Source organism: Erythrobacter litoralis HTCC2594 (assembly GCF_000013005.1).
Taxonomy (GTDB): Bacteria; Pseudomonadota; Alphaproteobacteria; order Sphingomonadales; family Sphingomonadaceae; genus Parerythrobacter; species Parerythrobacter litoralis_A.
The window spans coordinates 2,495,203-2,515,576 of sequence record NC_007722.1; the positions used below are offsets into that span (position 1 = coordinate 2,495,203).

The window sequence follows — 20,374 nt, forward strand, 5'->3', positions numbered from 1 at the left end:
AGGCGACCAGCATATTCAAAGACAGGATGCCTCTCATGAAACGTATGATCTTCGCTGCCTCGGCAGCGCTCGCGCTCGCCGGATGCGACGGCGCGCTGCCCGGCAGCGCCGGCGACAGCCTCGATATCCCCGACGTGGAGCCGGGCGATATCAGCGAAGCGACGATGGTCGACATCACGCGCGAGCTGTCGTCCGACGAATTCGGCGGCCGGATGCCCGGAACCGAAGGCGAAAGACTGACCGTGGAACTGCTGACCGAGCGGTTCGCGGCGGCGGGGCTGGAGCCCGGCAATAACGGCAGCTGGGTGCAGCAGGTCCCGCTGGTCGAGATCACCGGCAAGGATTTCGCGCCGCTGACGGTGTCCGGCGACGGCGTCGACCTCTCTTTCGACTTCGCACAGGACTGGGTCGGCGTAACCTACCAGGAGCAGGTCGAAACCAGCATCGAGGAAAGCGAGCTCGTCTTCGTCGGCTACGGCATCAAGGCCGACGAGCGTGACTGGAACGATTACGAAGGCGTTGACATGACCGGCAAGACGGCCGTCATCCTAGTCAACGATCCCGATTTCGATACCGAGGGCCTCGAAGGCACCTTCAACGGCAAGGCCATGACCTATTATGGCCGCTGGACCTACAAATACGAGGAAGCCGGGCGGCAGGGCGCCACTGCGGCACTCGTCGTGCACGATACCGAACCTGCCTCTTACGGCTGGAACGTCGTCGAATCGAGCTGGTCGGGGCCACAGGCCTATGCCCAGCGCGGCGACAACGCTCCGCAGATGACGCAGATGAATGGCTGGTTGCAGAATGAGGTCGCGCGCCGGATCGTCGAAGCCGCCGGGCAGGATTTCGACGAACTGGCAGAAGCGGCGAAGAAACCGGGTTTCAAGCCGGTCCCGCTGGGGCTGACCATGTCGACCTCCTTCCGCAACGATATCCGCACCTTCCAGTCGCAGAACGTGATCGGCGTATTGCCGGGCAGCGAGCGGCCGGACGAATATGTCCTCCACACCGCGCACTGGGATCACCTGGGCCGCTGTACGCCTGCGCCCGATGGCGACGATATCTGCAACGGCGCGATCGACAATGCGACCGGCACTGCCGCGCTGGTGGCGCTGGCCGAAGCCCATGCCAAGGCCGGCGCGCCCAAGCGCAGCCTGGTTTTCCTCGCGGTGACGGCTGAGGAATCGGGCCTGCTCGGTGCGGATTACTACGCCGCGAACCCGGTCTTCCCGCTCAGCCAGACGGTCGGGGGGATCAACATGGATGCCTTCCTTGTCGCGGGGCCAAGCAAGGATGTGACCGTGGTGGGGCCCGGCAAGTCGCGGCTCGACGATTTCCTCAACAAGGCGCTCGATCTCGATGGCCGGGTGGCGACGCCCAACCCCAATCCGGAAGCGGGCTATTACTATCGCTCCGACCATTTCGCCTTCGCCAAGCGGGGCGTACCGATGCTCTATGTCGATGGCGGTGAAGATTTGGTCGAGGGCGGCCGCGAGGCTGGCGCCGCAGTAGCTGCCGATTATCGCGACAACCGCTATCACGGACCGAAGGACGAGTTCGACGAAAGCTGGGACTGGTCGGGCGTGATGCAGGACCTGCAGCTGTTCTATCGCATCGGGCGAATGCTTGCCGAGAGCACCAGCTGGCCGAACTGGGTCGAGGGCGACGAGTTCAAGGCCACGCGCGACGAAAGCTGCGCGGCGGGCGAAGGGTGTTAGACCGCAGGTCGTCACCCCTGCGAAGGCAGGGGCCCAGCTGACGCCTCGAAATAAAAATGCGCCCGCTTTGTTTGTCCGTCGGTCATGGCCGCCACCCTTGTCTGGATCCCCGCCTTCGCGGGGATGACGGATAAAGGTGGTGTCTATCCTCATGCCGCCCGAATGGGCGCCGCAGGACTGGCTGTGGATCGGCTTTCCGCACTTGGCCGAGGAATGGCCGGACCATCTTGAACGCGCGCAGGAGCAGATCGCTGTCTTCGCCAACGCTGTGACGGAAAGCGGCCAGCAAGTGCGGTTGCTGGTCCGCGACGCCGCCAACGAAGCGCGGGCGCAAGAGCTTGTGTCTGCCGATGTAAAGCTCGAGCGCCGCGTCTACGGCGATATCTGGCTGCGCGACACTGGGCCGCTGGTGCGCGGCGATGGGTCCGCCCTGCGCTGCGGTTTCAACGGCTGGGGCGGCAAATACGAAATGCCCGGCGACGAGGCGATCGGCGCGGAACTGGCGCGCGATGCGGGTCTGCCGCTGTTCACTCGCGACTGGGTGCTGGAAGGCGGCGCGATCGATGGTGACGGGACGGGTCTGGTGGTGACGACCGAGCAATGCCTGCTCAATCCCAATCGCAACCCGCATATGGACCGGGGCGATATCGAAGCGGCGCTTTGCCGGGATCTCGGCTTCGATCGCGTCCTCTGGCTCGGCGATGGCTTGCTTAACGACCATACCGATGGCCATGTCGACAATCTTGCGCGCTTCTTTGCGCCGAACCGGCTCTGCCTGCCGCGTGCGAACGGCCCGGACGATCCCAATGCGGCGATTTATGCCGATGCCAAGGCGCGCGCCGAGGCAATCGGCGTGGAGGTGGCGGAAATCCCATCGCCCGGCCGGATCGAGCGTGACGGCAAGGTCGAACCGGCAAGCTACGTCAACTTCGCGATCACCACCTTCCTGGTGGTGGTGCCGACCTTCGGCTCACCGCAAGATGAGGAAGGCGTCGCCGCCATCGCGGGGCTTTTTCCGGATCGTGAAACCGTCGGTCTGCCCGCCGATGCCGTGCTGGCAGGCGGCGGCGGCTTTCATTGCGCCAGCCAGCAGAAGCCCTTGCTGGACACAGATCGGATTTAACCGTTCCTTAGCAGGCGGCGGCGCATCCTGCGGCCATGAGCAAAGCCCGCGCCCTTGCCCTCGCATCGAGCGCCGCCGACGAAATGCGCGGCATGATCGTGTGCACCTGCGCGTTGGCGCTGATACTGGCCAGCGCCTGGTAGATTTTCCGTCCGCCGCGCGTAACCGATCCGGCCCGGCTCTCGAATGACTCGCTGAACACTTTCGGGACATTCGCCATGAACAAAGCTCTCTGGATCTCCGCTGCCCTGCTCGCCGCAGGCGTGACCGTCGGCACGGTCCACTTCAACAATGCTTCCGGTGCCGACACCGCGACTGCGGAAGACAAGCGCATGATGACGCAACAAGCCTCCGGTTCAGACGCCACGCACGCGACGCAGCCGGTGGTCGTCGAGTTCTTCACCAGCCAGGGCTGTTCGTCCTGTCCGCCTGCCGACCGCCTGGCCGGACGGCTGGCCGAAGAGCCCAACCTGCGCGTGATCGAGCGGCCCGTGACCTATTGGGACCGGCTCGGCTGGACCGACACGCTTGGCAAGGAAGCCAACACGACCCTGCAACGTGCCTATGCCCGCCGCACGTTGGGCGGACGCAACGGGGTCTATACACCGCAGGCCGTCGTGAACGGCGCGACCGGCGTGGTCGGCTCGCGCGAGGCCGATTTGCGCGGGCTGATTTCCCAGGCGCGGTTTGCCGAACTTCCGCAAGTCGAAACCTCCGACAAGCCGGACGGCACCACGGAAGTGATGATCACCGGCGCGGGCGCGGATCCTGCCAATGTCCAGCTGGTCGGGCTCGACCGCAGCGAGACGGTCCGCATCGGGCGTGGCGAGAATGGCGGACGCTCGGTCACCTACATCAATGTCTGGAAAGGCGAGCGCTCGCTCGGCACGCTGGCAGGCGATGGCGCGAGCTACATGATCGCACCGCGCGATCGCTCGATTGATGGTGCCAACGCCTATGCCGTGATCGTGCGCGAAGGCGAGGCCGGCCCGATCCTCACCGGGCGTATTCTGCCTGCGGCCTAAAGCAGCCGCGTCAAAGCCGCGATTGCGGCACCGCCGAGGATCAAACCGACGAAGCTGCGCCATATCAGGTCGCTCACGCGCCCCGAGGCATGGTGGCCTACCCCATTTCCGAACAGGACAGCCGGAAAGAGCAGCAGCGACAGCGCGCCTAGGCTGATTTCGAAGATACCGAGCGCGACCGCGGAAATAACGCCAGCTAGCCCCGCGAAGGTGAACACCAGCATCATCGACGCCTTGGCGGTCTCGCGAGGAATATCGCGTCCGACGTAGTAGGGCACAACCGGTGGCCCCGGCATACCGGCATAGCCTGTCATGAGGCCGCTCACGATCCCGACCCCGCCCGTCGTCGCCCTGCCCGGCGGCGTCGCAGCACGGCGCGGCAGCAGGATTGCGGCGAAGGCGGACAGGGCGATAAGCGCAATAACGAGCCGCGCGATGTTGGGCGTTGTGACGGACAGCGCCCACAGGCCAAAAGGCGTCACCAGCAAAAGGATCGCCGACAGCGTCCACGCCGACTTCTCAGCCCCCCGCACCAGTCGCTTGGCTTCGGTCAGCCCGATCATCAGCGACAGGCCATTGGCGACCAGCACCGCCTCGACCGGCGAAAGGGCGAGCGCCAGCACCGGCACCAGCAGGATCGCCATGCCGAAGCCGGTCAGCCCGCGCACGAAGGCGGAGCCGAAGGTCGCCAGCAAGGCTGCGCCGATCTGGAGCGCGGAATAGTCCGCCAGCAGGTCCACGCGCTTTAGCCGTCGCGCAGGTCTGGCGGTGTCGCGGCGTCCTTGAGCATGGCGATGGCATCATCGAGGCTCATCACCTGCTGCTCCTTTTCGCCCAGCGTGCGGACCGCGACCGTGCCTTCTTCTGCCTCGCGCTTGCCGACCACCAGCAGGTGCGGGACCTTGGCCAGCGAGTGTTCGCGCACCTTGAAGTTGATCTTCTCGTTGCGCAGGTCGCCATCGACGCGAATGCCCGCCGCCTCGAGCTTGGCCACGGCCTCCTTCGCATAGCCGTCGGCATCGCTGACGATGGTCGCAACGACCGCCTGCGTCGGGGCGAGCCATACCGGCAGGCGGCCGGCAAAATGCTCGATCAGGATGCCGATGAAGCGCTCGTAGGAGCCGAAGATCGCGCGGTGCAGCATGACCGGGCGGTGCTTGCCGCCATCCTCGCCGACATAGGTCGCGTCGAGACGTTCGGGCAGCACGCGGTCTCCCTGGATCGTGCCGACCTGCCAGGTCCGCCCGATCGCATCGGTCAGGTGCCATTCGAGCTTGGGCGCATAGAACGCACCTTCGCCGGGCAGCTCCTCCCAACCATAATCGTCATTGGCCATGCCCGCTTCGGCGACGGCATCGCGCAATTCCTGCTCGGCCTTGTCCCAATCTTCTTCGGAGCCGAACCGCTGTTCCGGACGCAGCGCCAGCTTGACGTCGTAATCGAATCCGAAGTCGCGATAGACTTCATCCGCCAGCTTGCAGAAAGCGCGGACCTCTTCGACGACCTGGTCTTCGGTGCAGAAGATATGCGCATCGTCCTGCGTGAACTGGCGCACGCGCATGAGGCCGTGGAGCGCGCCATGCGGCTCGTTGCGGTGACAGCAGCCCATCTCGCCGAGCCGGATCGGCAGGTCGCGATAGGAGGTGATGCCCTGCTTGAAGACGAGCACGTGCGCCGGGCAATTCATCGGCTTCAGCGCCATCCAGTCGGCGTCCTTCGACACCAATTCGCCCTCGTCCTCGGTGTTCGGGATCTCGTCGGGTATCACGAACATGTTCTCGCGATATTTGCCCCAGTGGCCGGACTGCTCCCATTGGCGCGCGTCCATCACCTGCGGCGTCTTGATCTCGCGATAACCCGCGCCGTCCATCTTGCGGCGCATGTAAGCCTCCAACTCGCGCCAGATCTTGTAGCCCTGCGGATGCCAGAAAACGCTGCCATGCGCCTCTTCCTGCAGGTGGAAGAGATCCATCTCGCGGCCCAGCTTGCGGTGGTCGCGCTTGGCCGCTTCCTCCAGCCGGTGGAGATGCGCGTTGAGCTGCTTCTTGTTGAGCCAACCGGTGCCGTAGATACGCGTCAGCTGCGGATTGCGCTGGTCGCCGCGCCAATAGGCCCCGGCCACGCGCATCAGCTTGAACGCCTGTGGATCGAGCTTGCCCGTGCTCGCAAGATGCGGGCCGCGGCACATGTCGAGCCAGGAATCCTCGCCGCCCGGTTCGCCGGACCAATAGACGGTCAGTTCCTCGTCCTCGGGCAGTTCCTTGGCCCACTCGGCCTTGAAGACCTCGCCTTCGGCTTCCCATTTCTCGATCAGCTGCTCGCGGCTCCAGACCTCGCGCACCAGCGGCTTGTCGGCCTTGATGATCTCGCGCATCTTTTCTTCGATGGCAGGCAGATCGTCCATGCCGAAGGGATCGCGACTGTCAGGCGCTTTGACATCGTAATAGAAACCGTCGTCGGTCGCCGGGCCGAAGGTGATCTGTGTGCCGGGCCACAGCGCCTGCACCGCTTCCGCCAGGACATGCGCGTAGTCGTGCCGCGCCAGCTCGAGCGCTTCTTCCTCGTCGCGCGACGTGATCAGCGCGAGTTCGGCATCGCCTTCGAAGGGGCGGTTGAGATCGCGGACTTCGCCGTCGACTTTCGCCGCCAGCGCAGCCTTGGCGAGGCCCGGGCCGATCGCCGCCGCGACATCGGCGGGCGTGGCGCCCGCTTCCATTTCGCGCACCGAGCCATCGGGCAGGCTGATTTTCAGTAGTTCCGTCATCGCTCAAACGTCCTGCATTGTCGCGCGCGCCTTTTGCACATGCGGGCGCGCGCCGAAAGGGGCGACGATCGGGATAGGGGAATTAACCGGGAGGCTTCGCCGCTTGCCGCCCGATCCCGGGCGGCAGCCAGTCGCGTCAGACCACGACCGCCCGCCCCCGGAACCCGAGGGTATTGGTCGTAGTGGTCGTGCAGACATGCGGTGCCATGTGCAGAGACATAACCCCGCACCGCCGAATTTTCAATGACGACGGAAAAGGGCCCGCACCATGACGGCGCGAGCCCTTGAATTCGAATCGGTTGTCTTATGCTGCGGTCGGTTGCGGGACCGATGCCGGCTGTTTGGGCAGTTCCGACACGTTGGTGGCGGGCGTATCCGTTTTCGGCTCTTCCTTGCGGTCCATGTATTTCTTTACCGCATAGCCGCCCACGCCCATCGCCACCATTGCAGGCAGGCTCAGGCGGCGCAGGACCATCGGAACCGCCGCGCCAATGACGGCCCCGGTCGGGCCGCCGATGCCGCGTGCGTTCTGTGCCAGCTTTCCGCCCACGAGGGCGCCGATCATCTTGCCAATCATGTCAATCTCCTTCTTTGGGAAATCAACGGGATAGACCGGCAAAAGTTCCAGCGGCCTTGCCGCAGACCGACAACCGTTCAACCGATGTCGAGCGTCCGGCTGCCCGCAACAGAGGTGATGCGCTTGGTCCCGGCGAGCGCGGTGCCCTGTTGGCGGATCGAGCCGAGGAAATGATAGTCCGCAATTGCGCGTTCGGGCGTCAGTTCGACCGCGAGATAGCCGCGCTGCGAGGTGTCGGCCCATTTGAGCTGCGGGTTCTCGGAAACGATGCCGCTCGCAAAGGTCCTGGGATCGATGGCCGACAGGTAGCTTTCGGCGCCCGGCGACGTGACGCTCTGTCCGCCGAATTCGACGCCGACCTTTTCGCCCGCATGATCGAGCTCGAATGCCCACGCATTATGCGTGTCGCCCGCCAGCACCAACAGATCGGCACCGGCCTCGAGCGATGCCGCGAACAGGCGCTCGCGCGCTGCGGGATAGCCGTCCCATGCGTCCATATTGAAGGGTATGCCGGCGGACCCCGCCAGCACCGCGGCCAGCAGGCGCTGGCGCGCGAATTCGGGGATGGCATCGCCAACGGCGGTGGCGAGCGAACCCGGCGTACGCGAGGATCCCATCAACACCTGCTGCGCGAGCACCTGCCAAGTCTTGCCCGCCGCTTTCGAGCGCCTGAGACCATCGGCGAGCCATGTCTCCTGCTGGGCACCCAGCACCGTGCGTGCCGGATCGCGATAGTCGCCATCCCGGAATGCTATCAGGGCTCGCATGGCCTCTTCGGGCGACGATTTTTCTTGCAGCACATCGCCGATGCTGAACTGTTTGGAACGGGCCTCGAGCCGCGTTTCGAGGCGGAAGATCGTGGCGAGATCGCCGATCTCGTAGCTCGCCCAGTCCTCGTCGCTCACCGGCAGCCATTCGCGATAGGCGCGCACCGCCGCCCGTTTGCGCACACTCCATTCGCCTTCGGTCTCGGGCTGGTGGTTTTCGGCGCCGGTCGCGTAGCTGTCGTTGGCGCTTTCGTGGTCGTCCCAGCCTAGGATCATCGGATAAAGCTGGGTCAGGCGGCGCAAATCCGGATCGCGGCGATAGGTCGCATGGCGCAAGCGATAATCGGCCAGGTTGACGGTTTCCGAGCGCGGGTCGAGGAAGCGGCCGGGCAGCGCTTGGTCGGCGGAGGGATAGCGTCCCGGCTGGTATTCGTAGAAATAGTCGCCGGTATGGACCAGCAGGTCGAAGGCGTTGCTTTCGGCGGCGTGGCGGTAGGCGTTGAACCAGCCGTAGCCGATATTGGCGCAGGAGAAGACCGCCATGCGGAAGCGGTCGACCGCGCCCTGCGGCAGCGTGCGCGTGCGCCCTTCCTCCGACACATTCCCGGCGGCGTCGCGGAAGCGATAGAGATACCAGGCGCCCGGACGCAGACCTTCCGCCCTGGGCTTGATGCACCAGTCGCTGTCCGGCGAAGCTTCGATTTCCCCGCCCGCCACGACCTGGCCGCCGTCGGCTTCCTTCACCTCCCACGCCACCATGGTCGTTTGCTCGGCAACGTAGCGCGACCATAGCAGCACTGACGTGGCGCCGGGTTCGCCGCTGGCGACGCCATGGGTGAAGCCCCGCTCGCCGATCCGTGCCGAGAGCGGCACCGAAACCAGCCCGGCGCCGAGGCCGATGCCCTTGAGCAGGCCGCGCCGGTCGAGCGCGGGCAATCGGGCGGCGGCGGGCAGTTCGGTCGAAATCATCGCGGTCTCCTCTTGCCCGATCCCATGCCCTTCAAGCGTGACGGCTACAAGTCAGTCAGCCGCTCACGGAAAGGAGCCTGTTCAATATGACAAGACTGCTTGACTTCTGCGAGGATAAGTGACAAGTGTGCTTTCCATAAACGAAAGGAAGCTTGACAATGACGCAGCAGATTAAGGTGATGATGTGGGCCGCCTTCATCATCGGCATCGCCATGGTCCTCAATGAGCAGGGGCTGTCGTCCGGTGCCTCATTCGGCATCGTCGCGGGCCTTGCCGGCGCGGCGATCGGCAGCATGAGCAGCCGGTGCGGCGCGCGGGGGTGCATGTGACCGAGGCGGCGGAGTCTGTGGGTCGCAGCCCCTTCTTCTGGGGCGGGCTGATGTTCGGCGCGTATGGCGCAATCGCCGGGCTGGCCTTCACAGGCGCTATCGAAGGCATGGCCGTCCTTCTCATCATGCTCGCACCGATGGGCCTGATGATCCCGCTGATCCGATCCGCCAACCGGCGCGTCGATGCGGGCGGAACCGCGTGTCTCAACAAAGGCGAGGCGCAGAAGCGTTACCTCAAGCGCGTCGCCATCTCGACCTCGCTCTACATGATCGCGATCGCCCTGATGGTGCTGGTCGAAAATTCGGACGGACGGGCCGAGACGCTGCGCATCCTCGTGGCCGTCCTCCCCGGCCTCGCGGTGATCGGGGTCTTCTGGGCCATCGGGCGGCTGATCGTCGAGGAACAGGACGAGTTCATCCGCATGCTGGTGATCCGCCAGTCGCTGATCGCGACCGGCTTTGCGCTGAGCATCGCATCGGTCTGGGGCTTCCTCGAGCAAGTCGAAGCAGTGCCGCACCTGCCCGCCTATTGGTGGGCGGTCGCCTGGTTCTTCGGCCTCGCGATCGGCGCAGCGGCCAATCGCATCACCTACGGCAGCTGGGGCGCGGTATGAAGAACCGCCTCAAGGTCCTGCGCGCCGAGCGCGACTGGAGCCAGCAGGACCTTGCCGATCGGCTTGGTGTTTCGCGCCAGAGCGTGAATGCGATCGAGACGGGTCGCTACGACCCTTCGCTTCCGCTGGCGTTCAGGATTGCCGATGTATTCGCATTGCGGATCGAGGAGATCTTCCAGCGGGAGACGGAAGAATGAAACGATTGATGTTTCTTTGCGCTGCGGCGCTGGTGCTGGCCGGCTGTGCCGGGCCGATTTGCGAGACCGCGGCCGACAGGATGAGCGTTCCGGCAGCGTGCTGACCTTGCCTAATGCGCCCGGGTGCGGGCATGACGCCTGCCGATGAGCGACGTCCGATATCATACCATGCCCGATGGGCTGCGCATTGCCTTCCGCCTGCTGGAAGGGCGCGGCCCCACCCTTGTGTTCCTGCCCGGCTACATGTCCGACATGAGCGGCGGAAAGGCGAGCGCCTTGTTCGAATGGGCGCGCGGGCGGGGGCAGGCTTGCCTGTTGCTCGACTATTCCGGCTGCGGCATGAGCGACGGCCAATTTGCCGATGGCACGTTGAGCAACTGGCGGGACGAGGTCCTCGCGCTGGTCGATGCCTATTGCGAGGGGCCGGTGATTGTCATCGGTTCGTCGATGGGTGGCTGGCTCAACCTGATGGTCGGGCTGGCGCTGGGCGAGCGGTTGGCGGGGCTGGTCGGCATCGCCTCGGCCCCGGACTTCACCGACTGGGGGCGCACCGATGCCGAGAAGGCGAAGCTGGCGGCGGGCGAGACGGTGTTCGAGGACAATCCCTATGGCGCGGAGTCGACGCCCTTTCATCCCGGCTTCTGGGCCGACGGCGAGGCCAGCAAGCTGCTGGAGGGCGAGATCGCCCTCACCTGCCCTGTGCGCCTGATCCACGGTCAACGCGATGCCGACGTGCCGTGGCAGATCAGCCTGCGCCTTGCCGAAGCGCTCGAGTCGCGGGATGTCGTCGTGACGCTGGTGAAAGACGGCGACCACCGACTGTCGCGCGAGCAGGATATCAACCGCCTGCTGCACATTGTAGGAGAAGTGGCATGATGCAGCTTTCCGTTCTCGACCTGGTGCCGGTCCGCGAAGGCGGAACCGTGGCCGAAGCTTTTGCCGCCGCGACCGACCTTGCCAGGACTGCGGAGACCGAGGGCTATCACCGCTTCTGGGTCGCAGAACATCACGCGATGGAGGGCATTGCGGGCGGGGCGACCGCCGTCGTCCTGTCGCATCTCGGCAACGCAACTTCGACCATTCGCATCGGCGCGGGCGGCATCATGCTGCCCAATCATACGCCGTTCCAGATTGCCGAGCAATTCGGCACGCTCGACGCGCTGTTTCCGGGCCGCATCGACCTCGGGCTGGGTCGCGCGCCCGGTGCCGGGCCCGAGCTGCAGCGCGCGCTACGCAAGGATCTGGGCGCCGCCTCACAATATTTCCCACAGGATGTGGTGGAACTGCGTGCGCTACTGACCGGCGATGTCGAGCTGCCAATCGCGGCCACGCCCGGCCTTGGCGCGAAGGTCGAGTTGTGGATGCTCGGCTCCAGCCTCTTTGGCGCGCAACTCGCCGCCAAGCTGGGCCTGCCCTATGCGTTCGCATCGCATTTCGCGCCCGACCATCTCGACGAAGCGCTGGAAATCTATCGCCGAGATTTCCAGCCGTCGCAGACACTCGACCGACCGCATGTCATGGCCGGAATGCAGGTGATCTGCGCCGACACCGATGAGGACGCGCGGTTGCTGTCGTCGAGCCAGGCGCAGGCTTTCGTGCGCTTGCGCAGTGGCAACCCCGGCAAGCTGCCGCCGCCGATCGAGGATTATCGCGAAACGCTCCCGGCGCCGGCCAGGGCGATGCTGGTGCACCTCGAACAGGCCGCCGCCGTGGGCTCGCCCGGGACGGTGCGCGAGAAGATCGAAGCCTTCGTCACGCGCACGCAAGCCGACGAGATAATCGTCGCGGGATCGACCTACGAACCCGAGGCACGTTGCCGCTCGCTGGAGCTTACACAGCACGCCATCACGGAGTTGCACGCGGCATGACCGAACGGACAGGGAAGACTAAAGAGTCCCGGCACGCTATGCTTGCAGGACCAAAAGCAAAGGCCTAACGGCGAAATAATACTACGCCCGGCTATAACGATTGAATAAGCCGGATCGTGGGCGGGAAGGGACCAAGGAGCGCTCGACCAATGGGCACCAGCGAGGATGCCGTAGCGGCGAAGGCCGGTTCGAAACTAAACAAGGCGCTGACCAAGCGGCTCAAGGATTCGATGCTCCCCGGCGACGACCCTTTCGCCAAGGGCGGGATCGAGGAAGCGGCAAAGTTCGTGCTGTCCGCAGCCGCGTCGCGCAAGCCGGGTTCCGCCAAGATCGCCATGGCCTCCGCGCTGGAAGACCGGCGCTATCTGCGCATTGCTATCGTCAATGACGACATGCCGTTCCTGGTCGATTCGGTTGCGGCCACCATCGCCTCGCACGGCCTTTCGATCGATCGGCTGGTCCACCCGGTCCTGCGTGTCGAGCGCGACGACGATAACCGGCTGATCGGTTTCGCCAGGAACCAGGCGGCGGGCGATGCGGAATCGATGATCTACATCGAAACCGAACGCGCCGATGCAAAAGAGCGCCGCGAGCTCGAAAAGGCGCTCAAGGTCACGCTTGCCGATGTCCGCGCGGCGGTCGAGGATTGGCCGCTGGTGCAGCATCTGATGCGCCAGGATGCAGCCAGCCTCGGCGAGAGCGAAGGTGCGAAGCTCTTGCAATGGCTCAACAGCGGCATGCTGACCCAGCTCGGTCACGTCACCCGCTATCGCGACGGCACGCTCGACGAGATGCTCGGCATCTGTCGCCAGAGCGCCGACCAGATACTCGCCGATTCCTCCTACGAGCGCGCCTTCGAATGGTTCGACGATGCCAGCGAGCGCACCACCCGCGCGCCGCTGGTCGTCAAGGCCAACCGCCCCTCGAACGTCCACCGCCGCGTGCCGCTCGACCTGTTCATCGTGCCCCGCGTCGAGGACGGCCAGGTCGTGGCGCTGTCGGTTCATGCGGGCGTCTGGACGAGCGCCGCGCTCGCCGCCAAGCCGGGCAAGGTGCCTGTCCTGCGAGCGCACCTGGACGATCTGCTGCGCGAATTCGCATTCGATCCCAACGGCCATGCCGGCAAGGCGCTGGTGCACGCGGTTACTACCCTGCCCTACGATCTGACGATCGGCTTCGAACAGGCCGATCTGCGCCGTGTTGCGACCACCATGATGGGGCTGGTCGACCGCCCGCGCCCACGCCTCAGCCTGGTCGAAGCGCCGCTCGCCCGCCACCTGTTCGCGTTCGCGTGGATGCCGCGCGACATGATGTCGACCGATGTGCGCCGACGCATCCAGGCCATGCTGGAGCGCGAGACGGGATCGCAATTGCTCGACTGGAGCCTCGAAATCGAAGGCGGCACGCTTGCCATGCTCAGGTTCGTGCTCGACATTCGCGCGTTCGACGGCGCGATCGACGAGGATACGTTCGAAGACCAGATGCAGGCCATGCTGCGCGGCTGGCCGGAAGCGGTCGAAACGGCGCTCGGCGAGATGCACGAAAGCGGGCGAGCGGCGGCGCTGGCCGCACGCTACAGGGATGCCTTCCCGGCGTTCTATCGCGACGATTATGGACCCGGCGAAGCCGCAATCGATATCGACCGACTGCACAGCCTGTCGGCATCCGTGGAAAGCGGTGCGAACATCCGGGGGGTGAGGCTGTACCGCAAGGCCGGCGACGACCCGAACCAGTTGCGCCTCAAGGTGTACCAGATCGCCGGCGAATTGCCCTTGTCCGACGCCGTGCCGGCGCTCGAAAATTTCGGCTTCGACGTGCTTTCGGAGATTCCGACCCCGCTGGACGACGGGGAGTTCGGGACGATCCACGACTTCCTTCTCGGCCTGCCGACGGCGGATCCGATCGAAAAGCTGCTCGAACGCGCCGAGACAGTCGAAGTGGCCATCGCCAGCGTCCTCAACGAAGCGGCGGAGAACGACCCGTTCAACCGGCTGGTGGTCGAAGCGGGACTGACCGCACAGGCGGCGGAATGGCTGCGCGCATTTTATCGCTACCTGCGCCAGACCGGCATGGGCTTCACGATTTATACGGTCGTCGATGCCCTGTCCCGCGCGCCCGCTGTCACCAATGCGTTGATCGCGCTGTTCAAGGCCCGGCACGATCCGGCCTTCAGCGAAGATCGCGAGAAGGCGGTCAATGCGGCCCGCGCCGCGATGAAGAGCGGACTGGCCAAGGTCTCCGCCATCAACGACGACCGCTTGCTGCGCCTTTATGGGGCGGCCATCGACGCGACCCTGCGCACCAATGCCTTTGCCGAAGCGGGCAAGGTCGCGCTCGCATTCAAGCTCGATTCCGCACAGGTGCCGAGCCTGCCCAAGCCGGTGCCATGGCGCGAGATCTTCGTTTATTCGCGTCGTGTCGAAGGCATTCACCTGCGCTCCGGCCCTGTCGCCCGCGGAGGCCTGCGCTGGTCCGACCGTCGCGACGATTTCCGCACCGAAATTCTGGGCCTGATGAAGGCTCAGAAGGTGAAGAACGCCGTTATCGTGCCGAGCGGGGCGAAGGGCGGGTTCTATCCCAAGCAATTGCCCGATCCAGGGCGTGATCGCGCAGGCTGGGCCGCCGAAGGGCAGGCGAGCTATGAAATCTTCATCGAAACGCTGTTGTCGATCACGGACAACATCGTCGAGGGCAAGGTCGTCCATCCCGCCGATGTCGTCATCAACGATGGCGAGGACCCCTATTTCGTGGTCGCCGCCGACAAGGGCACGGCGCGCTTTTCCGACATCGCCAACCGGATCGCGCAAGAACGCGAGTTCTGGCTCGACGATGCCTTCGCCAGCGGCGGCTCGAATGGGTACGATCACAAAGCGATGGGGATCACCGCCAAGGGCGCGTGGGTATCCGTCCAGCGGCATTTCCTCGAGATGGGCATCGACGTGCAGACCGAGCCGGTCACTGTGGTCGGCTGCGGCGACATGTCGGGCGACGTCTTCGGCAACGGCATGTTGCTGTCGAAAGCGATCAAGCTGGTCGCCGCATTCGACCACCGCCACATCTTCATCGATCCCGATCCCGACCCGGCAAAAAGCTGGAAAGAACGCAAGCGGATGTTCGACCTGCCGAGTTCGAGCTGGGAGGATTACGATCCCAAGCTGATCAGCAAGGGCGGCGGGGTCTTCCCGCGCAGTGCCAAAACGATCAAGCTGTCCAAACAGGCGCGCGATGCGCTGGGTATCGAGGATGCGCAGATCGAACCCGATGCGCTCATCTCGGCAATCCTCAAATCGCCCAACGATCTGCTCTGGTTCGGCGGCATCGGCACCTACATCAAGGCCGAGCGCGAGAACAATATCCAGGTCGGCGATCCGGCCAACGACGCCTTGCGCGTGGACGGGCAGGACCTGCGCGTCAAAGTGATCGGCGAAGGCGCCAACCTCGGCGTGACGCAGGCGGGGCGGATCGAATTCGCGCTCAATGGCGGGCGGATCAACACCGACTTCATCGACAATTCGGCCGGGGTCGATTGTTCGGATAACGAGGTCAACATCAAGATCGCGCTCGCCGATGCGCGCCGGTCCGGCAAGCTGTCGGAAAAGAAACGCGTTGCGCTGCTCGCAGAGATGACCGACGAAGTCGCCGAGATCGTGCTGGAGGAACAACCGGCTCCAGGCGCTGGCGTTGTCGATCGCGGAAGAAGGCGGCGCTTCGGCCACGGCTTCGCACCTGCGGCTGATCGAAACGCTCGAGGAACTGGGCTATCTCGACCGCCGGACCGAGGGGCTTGCCGACAACGAGACGTTCAACCGCCGCGCAACCGACGGGGCGGGCTTCACGCGGCCCGAGCTGGCGGTGTTACTGTCGTCGGCCAAGCTGGCGCTGCAGGACGCCATCGAAGCAAGCCCGCTGCCCGACGATCCGGAACTGCAGCGCAACCTGTCGGAATATTTCCCCGCGCCGATGCGCCAGGCATACAAGAAGCAGATCGACAACCACCGGCTGCGCCGGGACATCATCGCCACCGACCTTGCCAACCGCATCGTCAACCGGCTGGGCCTGATCCATCCCTACGAGCTGGCGGAAGAGGAAAGCGTGGGGCTTGCCGAAGTCGCGTCCGCATTCGTCGCTGCCGAGCGGCTGTTCGATGTGCGCGAAATCTGGGAGGAACTGGACGAAGCTGCAATGCCCGAAGCGACCCGGCTGATCCTGTTCGACCGCGCGGCGAGCGCGATGCGCATCCAGATGGCCGATGTGCTGCGAATATCGAACGGCTTCCGGATGCCGAGCGACGTGGTCGACGAACTCGGCAGGGGCGTGCAGAAACTTTCAACCGGAACCGAGAAATTGCTCGCCGACGAAAGCCTTGTGCTCACGACCAGGCTGCAGCGCGAATTCGCCAGTGCCGGTGCGCCGGAGAAGCTCGCGGCCAAGGTCACGCACCTGTTCGATCTCGACGGAGCCGTGGGCCTCGCCGACCTTGCCAAGCGCACGGAAATCGACCCCCGCAAGCTGACCAATGCCTTCACCATCCTCGGGCAAGATCTCGGCCTGGCCTGGGCGCAGGGGACGGCGGCACTGATGAGCCCGTCGGACGTCTGGGAGCGCCTGCTGGTCGCAGGTCTCGCGCGCGACTTCCAGCAGATGCGGCTGGAATTCCTGCAGCGCCTGACGCGGCGCAAAGGGATGAAGGACAATCCGTGCGAAACGGTGAATGCCTGGCTCGACGAGAATGCCGGGGCGATCCGGCAGTTTCGCTCGATGATCACCCGCGCACGTGCGCATACGCCGGTTGCGCCCGCCATGCTGGCGCAGATTGCCAGCCAGGCGCGCAACGTCCTGTCGCGCTGAACCCGAACAGGCTTGACGAGCGGGGCGCACCACCCCCATTCCGCTGCGCATGGATCGAGCGGACATTTGCATCGTGGGGGCAGGGCACGGCGGCGCGCAGGCGGCCATCGCCCTGCGGCAAAAGGGTTTCGAAGGCAGCATCGCGCTTCTGACGCGGGAGAAGGTCCCGCCGTACGAGCGCCCGCCGCTGTCCAAGGAGTACTTTGCCGACGAAAAACCGTTCGAGCGTATCCTGATCCGTCCCGAGACATTCTGGGCCGACAAGCAGATCGACCTGCAACTCGGGCGCGCGGTGAGCGAGGTCGATGCGACGGCGCATGCGCTCACCTTCACCGATGGCAGCACCATGGAATACGGCCAACTGATCTGGGCCGCCGGCGGCGACGCGCGACGCCTGTCGTGTTCGGGTGCCGAGCTCGAGGGCGTGCACGCCATCCGTAACCGCCCCGATGTCGACCTACTGAAAAGCGAGCTGGATGCCGGTAGGCGCAAGGCCGTGGTGATCGGCGGTGGTTACATCGGCCTCGAAGCAGCGGCGGTCCTGCGCAAGCTCGGGTGCGAGGTGACGGTACTCGAGGCGCTGCCGAGAGTGCTGTCGCGGGTTGCCGGAGAAGATCTTTCCGCCTTCTTCGAATCCGAGCACCGCGCTCATGGTGTCGATGTTCGCACGGAGGCTGCCGTCGAAGCGCTCGAAGGCGATGGCAGCCGCATAACGGGCGTAAAGCTCGAAGGCGATGAAATGGTGCCAGCCGATTTCGTTATTGTCGGGATCGGCATCGTCCCGTCGATCGGCCCGCTGATCGCGGCGGGAGCGGCGGGGTCCAACGGGGTCGATGTGGACGAATTCTGCCGCACCAGCCTGGAGGATATTTACGCCATCGGCGACTGTGCGGCGCATGCCAATCGCTATGCCGACGGGGCGGTGATCCGGCTGGAATCGGTCCAGAATGCCAACGACATGGCGACGACCGTGGCCCGCCACGTCACCGGCGATCCGGAGCCTTACGGCGCGGTGCCGTGGTTCTGGTCCAACCAGTACGACCTGAGGTTGCAGACGGTCGGCTTTTCCATGCAGCATGACGAGACCGTGCTGCGCGGCAATCCGGCGGAGCGCAGCTTCAGCGTCGTCTATCTGCGCGAAGGGCGCGTGATCGCGCTCGACTGCGTCAACCGGACGAAGGACTATGCGCAGGGGCGCAAACTGGTCGAAGCGCGGCTGGAGGCGAGCCCCGAACAGCTCGCCGATATCGAGACACCGCTCAAGGAACTGCTGTGAGGAGGGCGCCCTTATGATCGCACCCGGTGACGGCAAGCCCATGCTCGAAGGCGTGACGGTCATCGACCTCACCAGCATGGTGTTCGGCCCCTATTGCACGCAGATCCTCGCCGATTTCGGGGCCGAGGTGATCAAGGTCGAGAGCCCGGGCGGCGATACGCAGCGGCACACCAGCAAATACGCCGTCAATCGCGGGATGAGCGCGACGCATATCGCGCTCAACCGCGGCAAGAAATCGATCATCCTCGACCTGAAGCAGGAGGCAGACGCCGAGGTGCTGCGCGGCCTGCTCGCCGAGGCAGACGTCATGGTGCACAACATTCGCGGCGCTTCGATCGAGCGGCTCGGCTTCGGCTACGACGCGGTGCGCGAAATCGCGCCGGAGATAATCTACGCGCATTGCGTCGGCTATGGCTCGGGTGGGCGCTATGCCGGGTTGCAGGCCTTCGACGATACGATTCAGGCGGCGACGGGCACAGTCACACTGCTGAGCGAAGTCGACGGCGATCCGACCCCGCGCTTTCTGCCCTCGCTGGTCGCCGACAAGGTCTCCGGCCTGCACGGTGCGTACGCGATCATGGCAGCATTGATCCATCGCCTCCGTACCGGACGCGGGCAGGCGATCGAAATTCCGATGTTCGAGCTGTTTGCCGGTTTCATGATGAAAGAGCACATGGGCGGCCTCACTTTCGATCCGCCCAAGGGACCGCCCGGCTTCACGCGCCAGCTCGATCCGCTGCAAAAGCCCTTCGCCGCCAAGGACGGACATGTCGCCATCGCGCCAGCGCATCTGGAGGGTTTCCGCGACCTTGTCGCCTTGCTTGGGGACGAGGAATTCGCCGCCGAAGAGCGCTTTGCCGACCGGCGCGGACTGTTCTTCAACCAGGCCGAATTGCAGCGGCGGGCCGCCGAATTAAGTCCGAACTTCACGGTTGCCGAACTTGAGGACATCTGCCGTTCCAACAGCCTCCCCGCGATGAAGGTCAGCCACTTCACCGAAATCATCGACGATCCGCACCTGGTTGAGACAGGCTTCATCCAGCGCACGACCCATCCCAGCGAAGGCGGTGTGGTCGAAATGCGCGAGCCGAGCAGCTTCTCCGACTGGGAGCACGAACTCGGCCTGCACGCCCCGCTTCTTGACGAAAATGGCGAAGAATTGCGCGAGCGCGCAGCGAAAAACCGCAGGCGCTAGACTAGCCGCGCTTTCGCCCATTGTGCCGCTTCGGCGACGACGGGATCGGGATCGGCCAGCAGGGCATCGACCGGTTCGCGCAAAGCCGCGTCGCCGCTGTTGCCAGCCGCGATGAGGCAATTGCGCACGAAGCGATTGCGTCCGATCCGCTTGATCGGCGAGCCCGAGAACAGCTGGCGAAACCCGGCATCGTCGAGCGCGAGGAAGTGCGCCAGTTTCGGCGCAACCAGTTCGGCGCGGGGCAGGAAGGCCTTGTGGCGTGCGGCGCTGTCGGCGAACTTGTTCCAGGGGCACACCGCCAGGCAATCGTCGCAGCCGTAAATGCGGTTGCCCATCGGCGCGCGGAATTCCTCGGGGATGGGGCCTGAATGTTCGATGGTCAGGTAGGAAATGCAGCGTCTTGCATCCAGCACATAGGGTTGCGGAAACGCGTCGGTCGGGCAGGCTGTCTGGCAGGCATTGCAGGACCCGCAGCGGTCCGAATGGGGCGCGTCCGGCGCAAAATCGAGCGTACAATAGATGCAACCGAGGAAAAGCCAGCTGCCATGCTCGCGGCTGACGAGATTGGTGTGCTTGCCCTGCCAGCCAAGCCCCGCCGCTTCGCCCAGCGGCTTCTCCATCACCGGGGCGGTATCGACGAACACCTTGAGCTCGGTCTCGGGCGCTTCGGCGACCAGCCAACGGGCGAGCGCCTTGAGCGCTTTCTTGACCGTATCGTGATAGTCGCGCCCCTGGGCATAGACCGAAATGCGCGCGCGATCCGGGTGCTTGTCCAGTGCCATCGGATCGGTCGAGGGCGTATAGGCCATGCCGAGCGCGATGACGCTTTTGGCTGCGGGCCACATCGATTGCGGGCCCTGCCGCACGTCGGCGTGGGTCTGCATCCAGCCCATCGAGCCGTAATAACCGGCCTCGATCCAGTCGTGCAGTCGCTCGGCCCGCTTGGGATCGTCCGTCGCCGCAGCGAAGCCGATTTGCGCGAAACCCAACCGCTTAGCCTCCGCGATCAGGCGTTTCTGCAGGTCGGCGGTTGCAGCGGCGTTAACCACGCTTATGGTCGCTCCCGTTCACGTCCGGCAGTTAACGCGCCGGAATGGATCG

At 64.9% G+C, this 20,374-nt stretch carries 16 protein-coding genes and 1 pseudogene; 11 read left to right on the top strand and 6 right to left on the bottom strand.

The features are described from left to right. Positions 1-35: 35 nt before the first annotated feature. Both EL2594_RS12145 and EL2594_RS12150 read left to right on the top strand, forming a co-directional pair. On the top strand, positions 36-1,721 hold the full coding sequence (locus EL2594_RS12145) for a M28 family metallopeptidase (RefSeq protein WP_041685326.1): 1,686 nt from the start codon (positions 36-38) through the stop codon (positions 1,719-1,721). A 151-nt stretch (positions 1,722-1,872) separates the two neighbouring features. Continuing rightward, complete coding sequence (locus EL2594_RS12150) at positions 1,873-2,844, top strand: agmatine deiminase family protein (RefSeq protein ID WP_011415384.1); 972 nt, start codon at positions 1,873-1,875, stop codon at positions 2,842-2,844. A gap of 7 nt (positions 2,845-2,851) precedes the next feature. Here EL2594_RS12150 and EL2594_RS12155 read toward each other — a convergent pair whose 3' ends face one another. Next, complete coding sequence (locus tag EL2594_RS12155) at positions 2,852-3,064, bottom strand: hypothetical protein (protein ID WP_011415385.1); 213 nt, start codon at positions 3,062-3,064, stop codon at positions 2,852-2,854. Here EL2594_RS12155 and EL2594_RS12160 point away from each other — a divergent pair. Beyond that, positions 3,063-3,869: a DUF1223 domain-containing protein gene (locus EL2594_RS12160; RefSeq protein ID WP_011415386.1), complete on the top strand. Its 807-nt coding sequence runs from the start codon at positions 3,063-3,065 to the stop codon at positions 3,867-3,869. The genes EL2594_RS12155 and EL2594_RS12160 overlap by 2 nt on opposite strands. Here EL2594_RS12160 and EL2594_RS12165 read toward each other — a convergent pair. The 4 genes from EL2594_RS12165 to EL2594_RS12180 all read right to left on the bottom strand — a co-directional run bounded on the left by EL2594_RS12165 (position 3,866) and on the right by EL2594_RS12180 (position 8,946). Beyond that, positions 3,866-4,609, bottom strand: coding sequence for a sulfite exporter TauE/SafE family protein (locus tag EL2594_RS12165; protein WP_011415387.1), 744 nt, complete (start codon positions 4,607-4,609; stop codon positions 3,866-3,868). The two genes, EL2594_RS12160 and EL2594_RS12165, sit on opposite strands and share 4 nt — an antisense overlap. Before the next feature lie 5 nt (positions 4,610-4,614). Then, on the bottom strand, positions 4,615-6,633 hold the full coding sequence (thrS, locus tag EL2594_RS12170; protein WP_011415388.1) for a threonine--tRNA ligase: 2,019 nt from the start codon (positions 6,631-6,633) through the stop codon (positions 4,615-4,617). A 304-nt stretch (positions 6,634-6,937) separates the two neighbouring features. Then, on the bottom strand, positions 6,938-7,210 hold the full coding sequence (locus EL2594_RS12175) for a hypothetical protein (protein WP_041685330.1): 273 nt from the start codon (positions 7,208-7,210) through the stop codon (positions 6,938-6,940). A 77-nt stretch (positions 7,211-7,287) separates the two neighbouring features. Continuing rightward, a complete protein-coding gene (locus EL2594_RS12180; protein WP_011415390.1) occupies positions 7,288-8,946 on the bottom strand; it encodes an alkaline phosphatase D family protein in 1,659 nt (552 codons plus the stop codon). A gap of 158 nt (positions 8,947-9,104) precedes the next feature. On the opposite strand from EL2594_RS12180, the gene EL2594_RS15390 reads away from it, so the two are divergent. The 8 genes and pseudogenes from EL2594_RS15390 (at position 9,105) to EL2594_RS12215 (ending at position 19,273) form a co-directional block, all read left to right on the top strand. After that, positions 9,105-9,275, top strand: a complete 171-nt coding sequence (locus EL2594_RS15390) for a hypothetical protein (protein ID WP_011415391.1) — start codon at positions 9,105-9,107, stop codon at positions 9,273-9,275. A gap of 17 nt (positions 9,276-9,292) precedes the next feature. Continuing rightward, on the top strand, positions 9,293-9,889 hold the full coding sequence (locus EL2594_RS12185; protein ID WP_233994276.1) for a hypothetical protein: 597 nt from the start codon (positions 9,293-9,295) through the stop codon (positions 9,887-9,889). Next, positions 9,886-10,086: a helix-turn-helix transcriptional regulator gene (locus tag EL2594_RS12190; RefSeq protein WP_011415393.1), complete on the top strand. Its 201-nt coding sequence runs from the start codon at positions 9,886-9,888 to the stop codon at positions 10,084-10,086. The genes EL2594_RS12185 and EL2594_RS12190 overlap by 4 nt, the downstream gene beginning before the upstream one ends. 144 nt (positions 10,087-10,230) lie before the next feature. Continuing rightward, positions 10,231-10,962, top strand: a complete 732-nt coding sequence (locus tag EL2594_RS12195; protein ID WP_011415394.1) for an alpha/beta fold hydrolase — start codon at positions 10,231-10,233, stop codon at positions 10,960-10,962. After that, on the top strand, positions 10,959-11,954 hold the full coding sequence (locus tag EL2594_RS12200; RefSeq protein WP_011415395.1) for an LLM class flavin-dependent oxidoreductase: 996 nt from the start codon (positions 10,959-10,961) through the stop codon (positions 11,952-11,954). The genes EL2594_RS12195 and EL2594_RS12200 overlap by 4 nt, the downstream gene beginning before the upstream one ends. Before the next feature lie 149 nt (positions 11,955-12,103). Beyond that, a pseudogene (locus tag EL2594_RS12205) lies at positions 12,104-16,802 on the top strand (NAD-glutamate dehydrogenase). Between the two features lie 49 nt (positions 16,803-16,851). Then, positions 16,852-18,078: an NAD(P)/FAD-dependent oxidoreductase gene (locus tag EL2594_RS12210; RefSeq protein WP_041685332.1), complete on the top strand. Its 1,227-nt coding sequence runs from the start codon at positions 16,852-16,854 to the stop codon at positions 18,076-18,078. A gap of 13 nt (positions 18,079-18,091) precedes the next feature. Further along, positions 18,092-19,273, top strand: coding sequence for a CaiB/BaiF CoA transferase family protein (locus EL2594_RS12215; RefSeq protein WP_011415399.1), 1,182 nt, complete (start codon positions 18,092-18,094; stop codon positions 19,271-19,273). Here EL2594_RS12215 and queG read toward each other — a convergent pair. Next, positions 19,270-20,322 carry a tRNA epoxyqueuosine(34) reductase QueG gene (queG, locus tag EL2594_RS12220; protein ID WP_011415400.1) on the bottom strand — a complete coding sequence of 351 codons (1,053 nt, stop codon included), beginning with the start codon at positions 20,320-20,322 and terminating at the stop codon, positions 19,270-19,272. The two genes, EL2594_RS12215 and queG, sit on opposite strands and share 4 nt — an antisense overlap. Between the last annotated feature and the right edge of the window lie 52 nt (positions 20,323-20,374).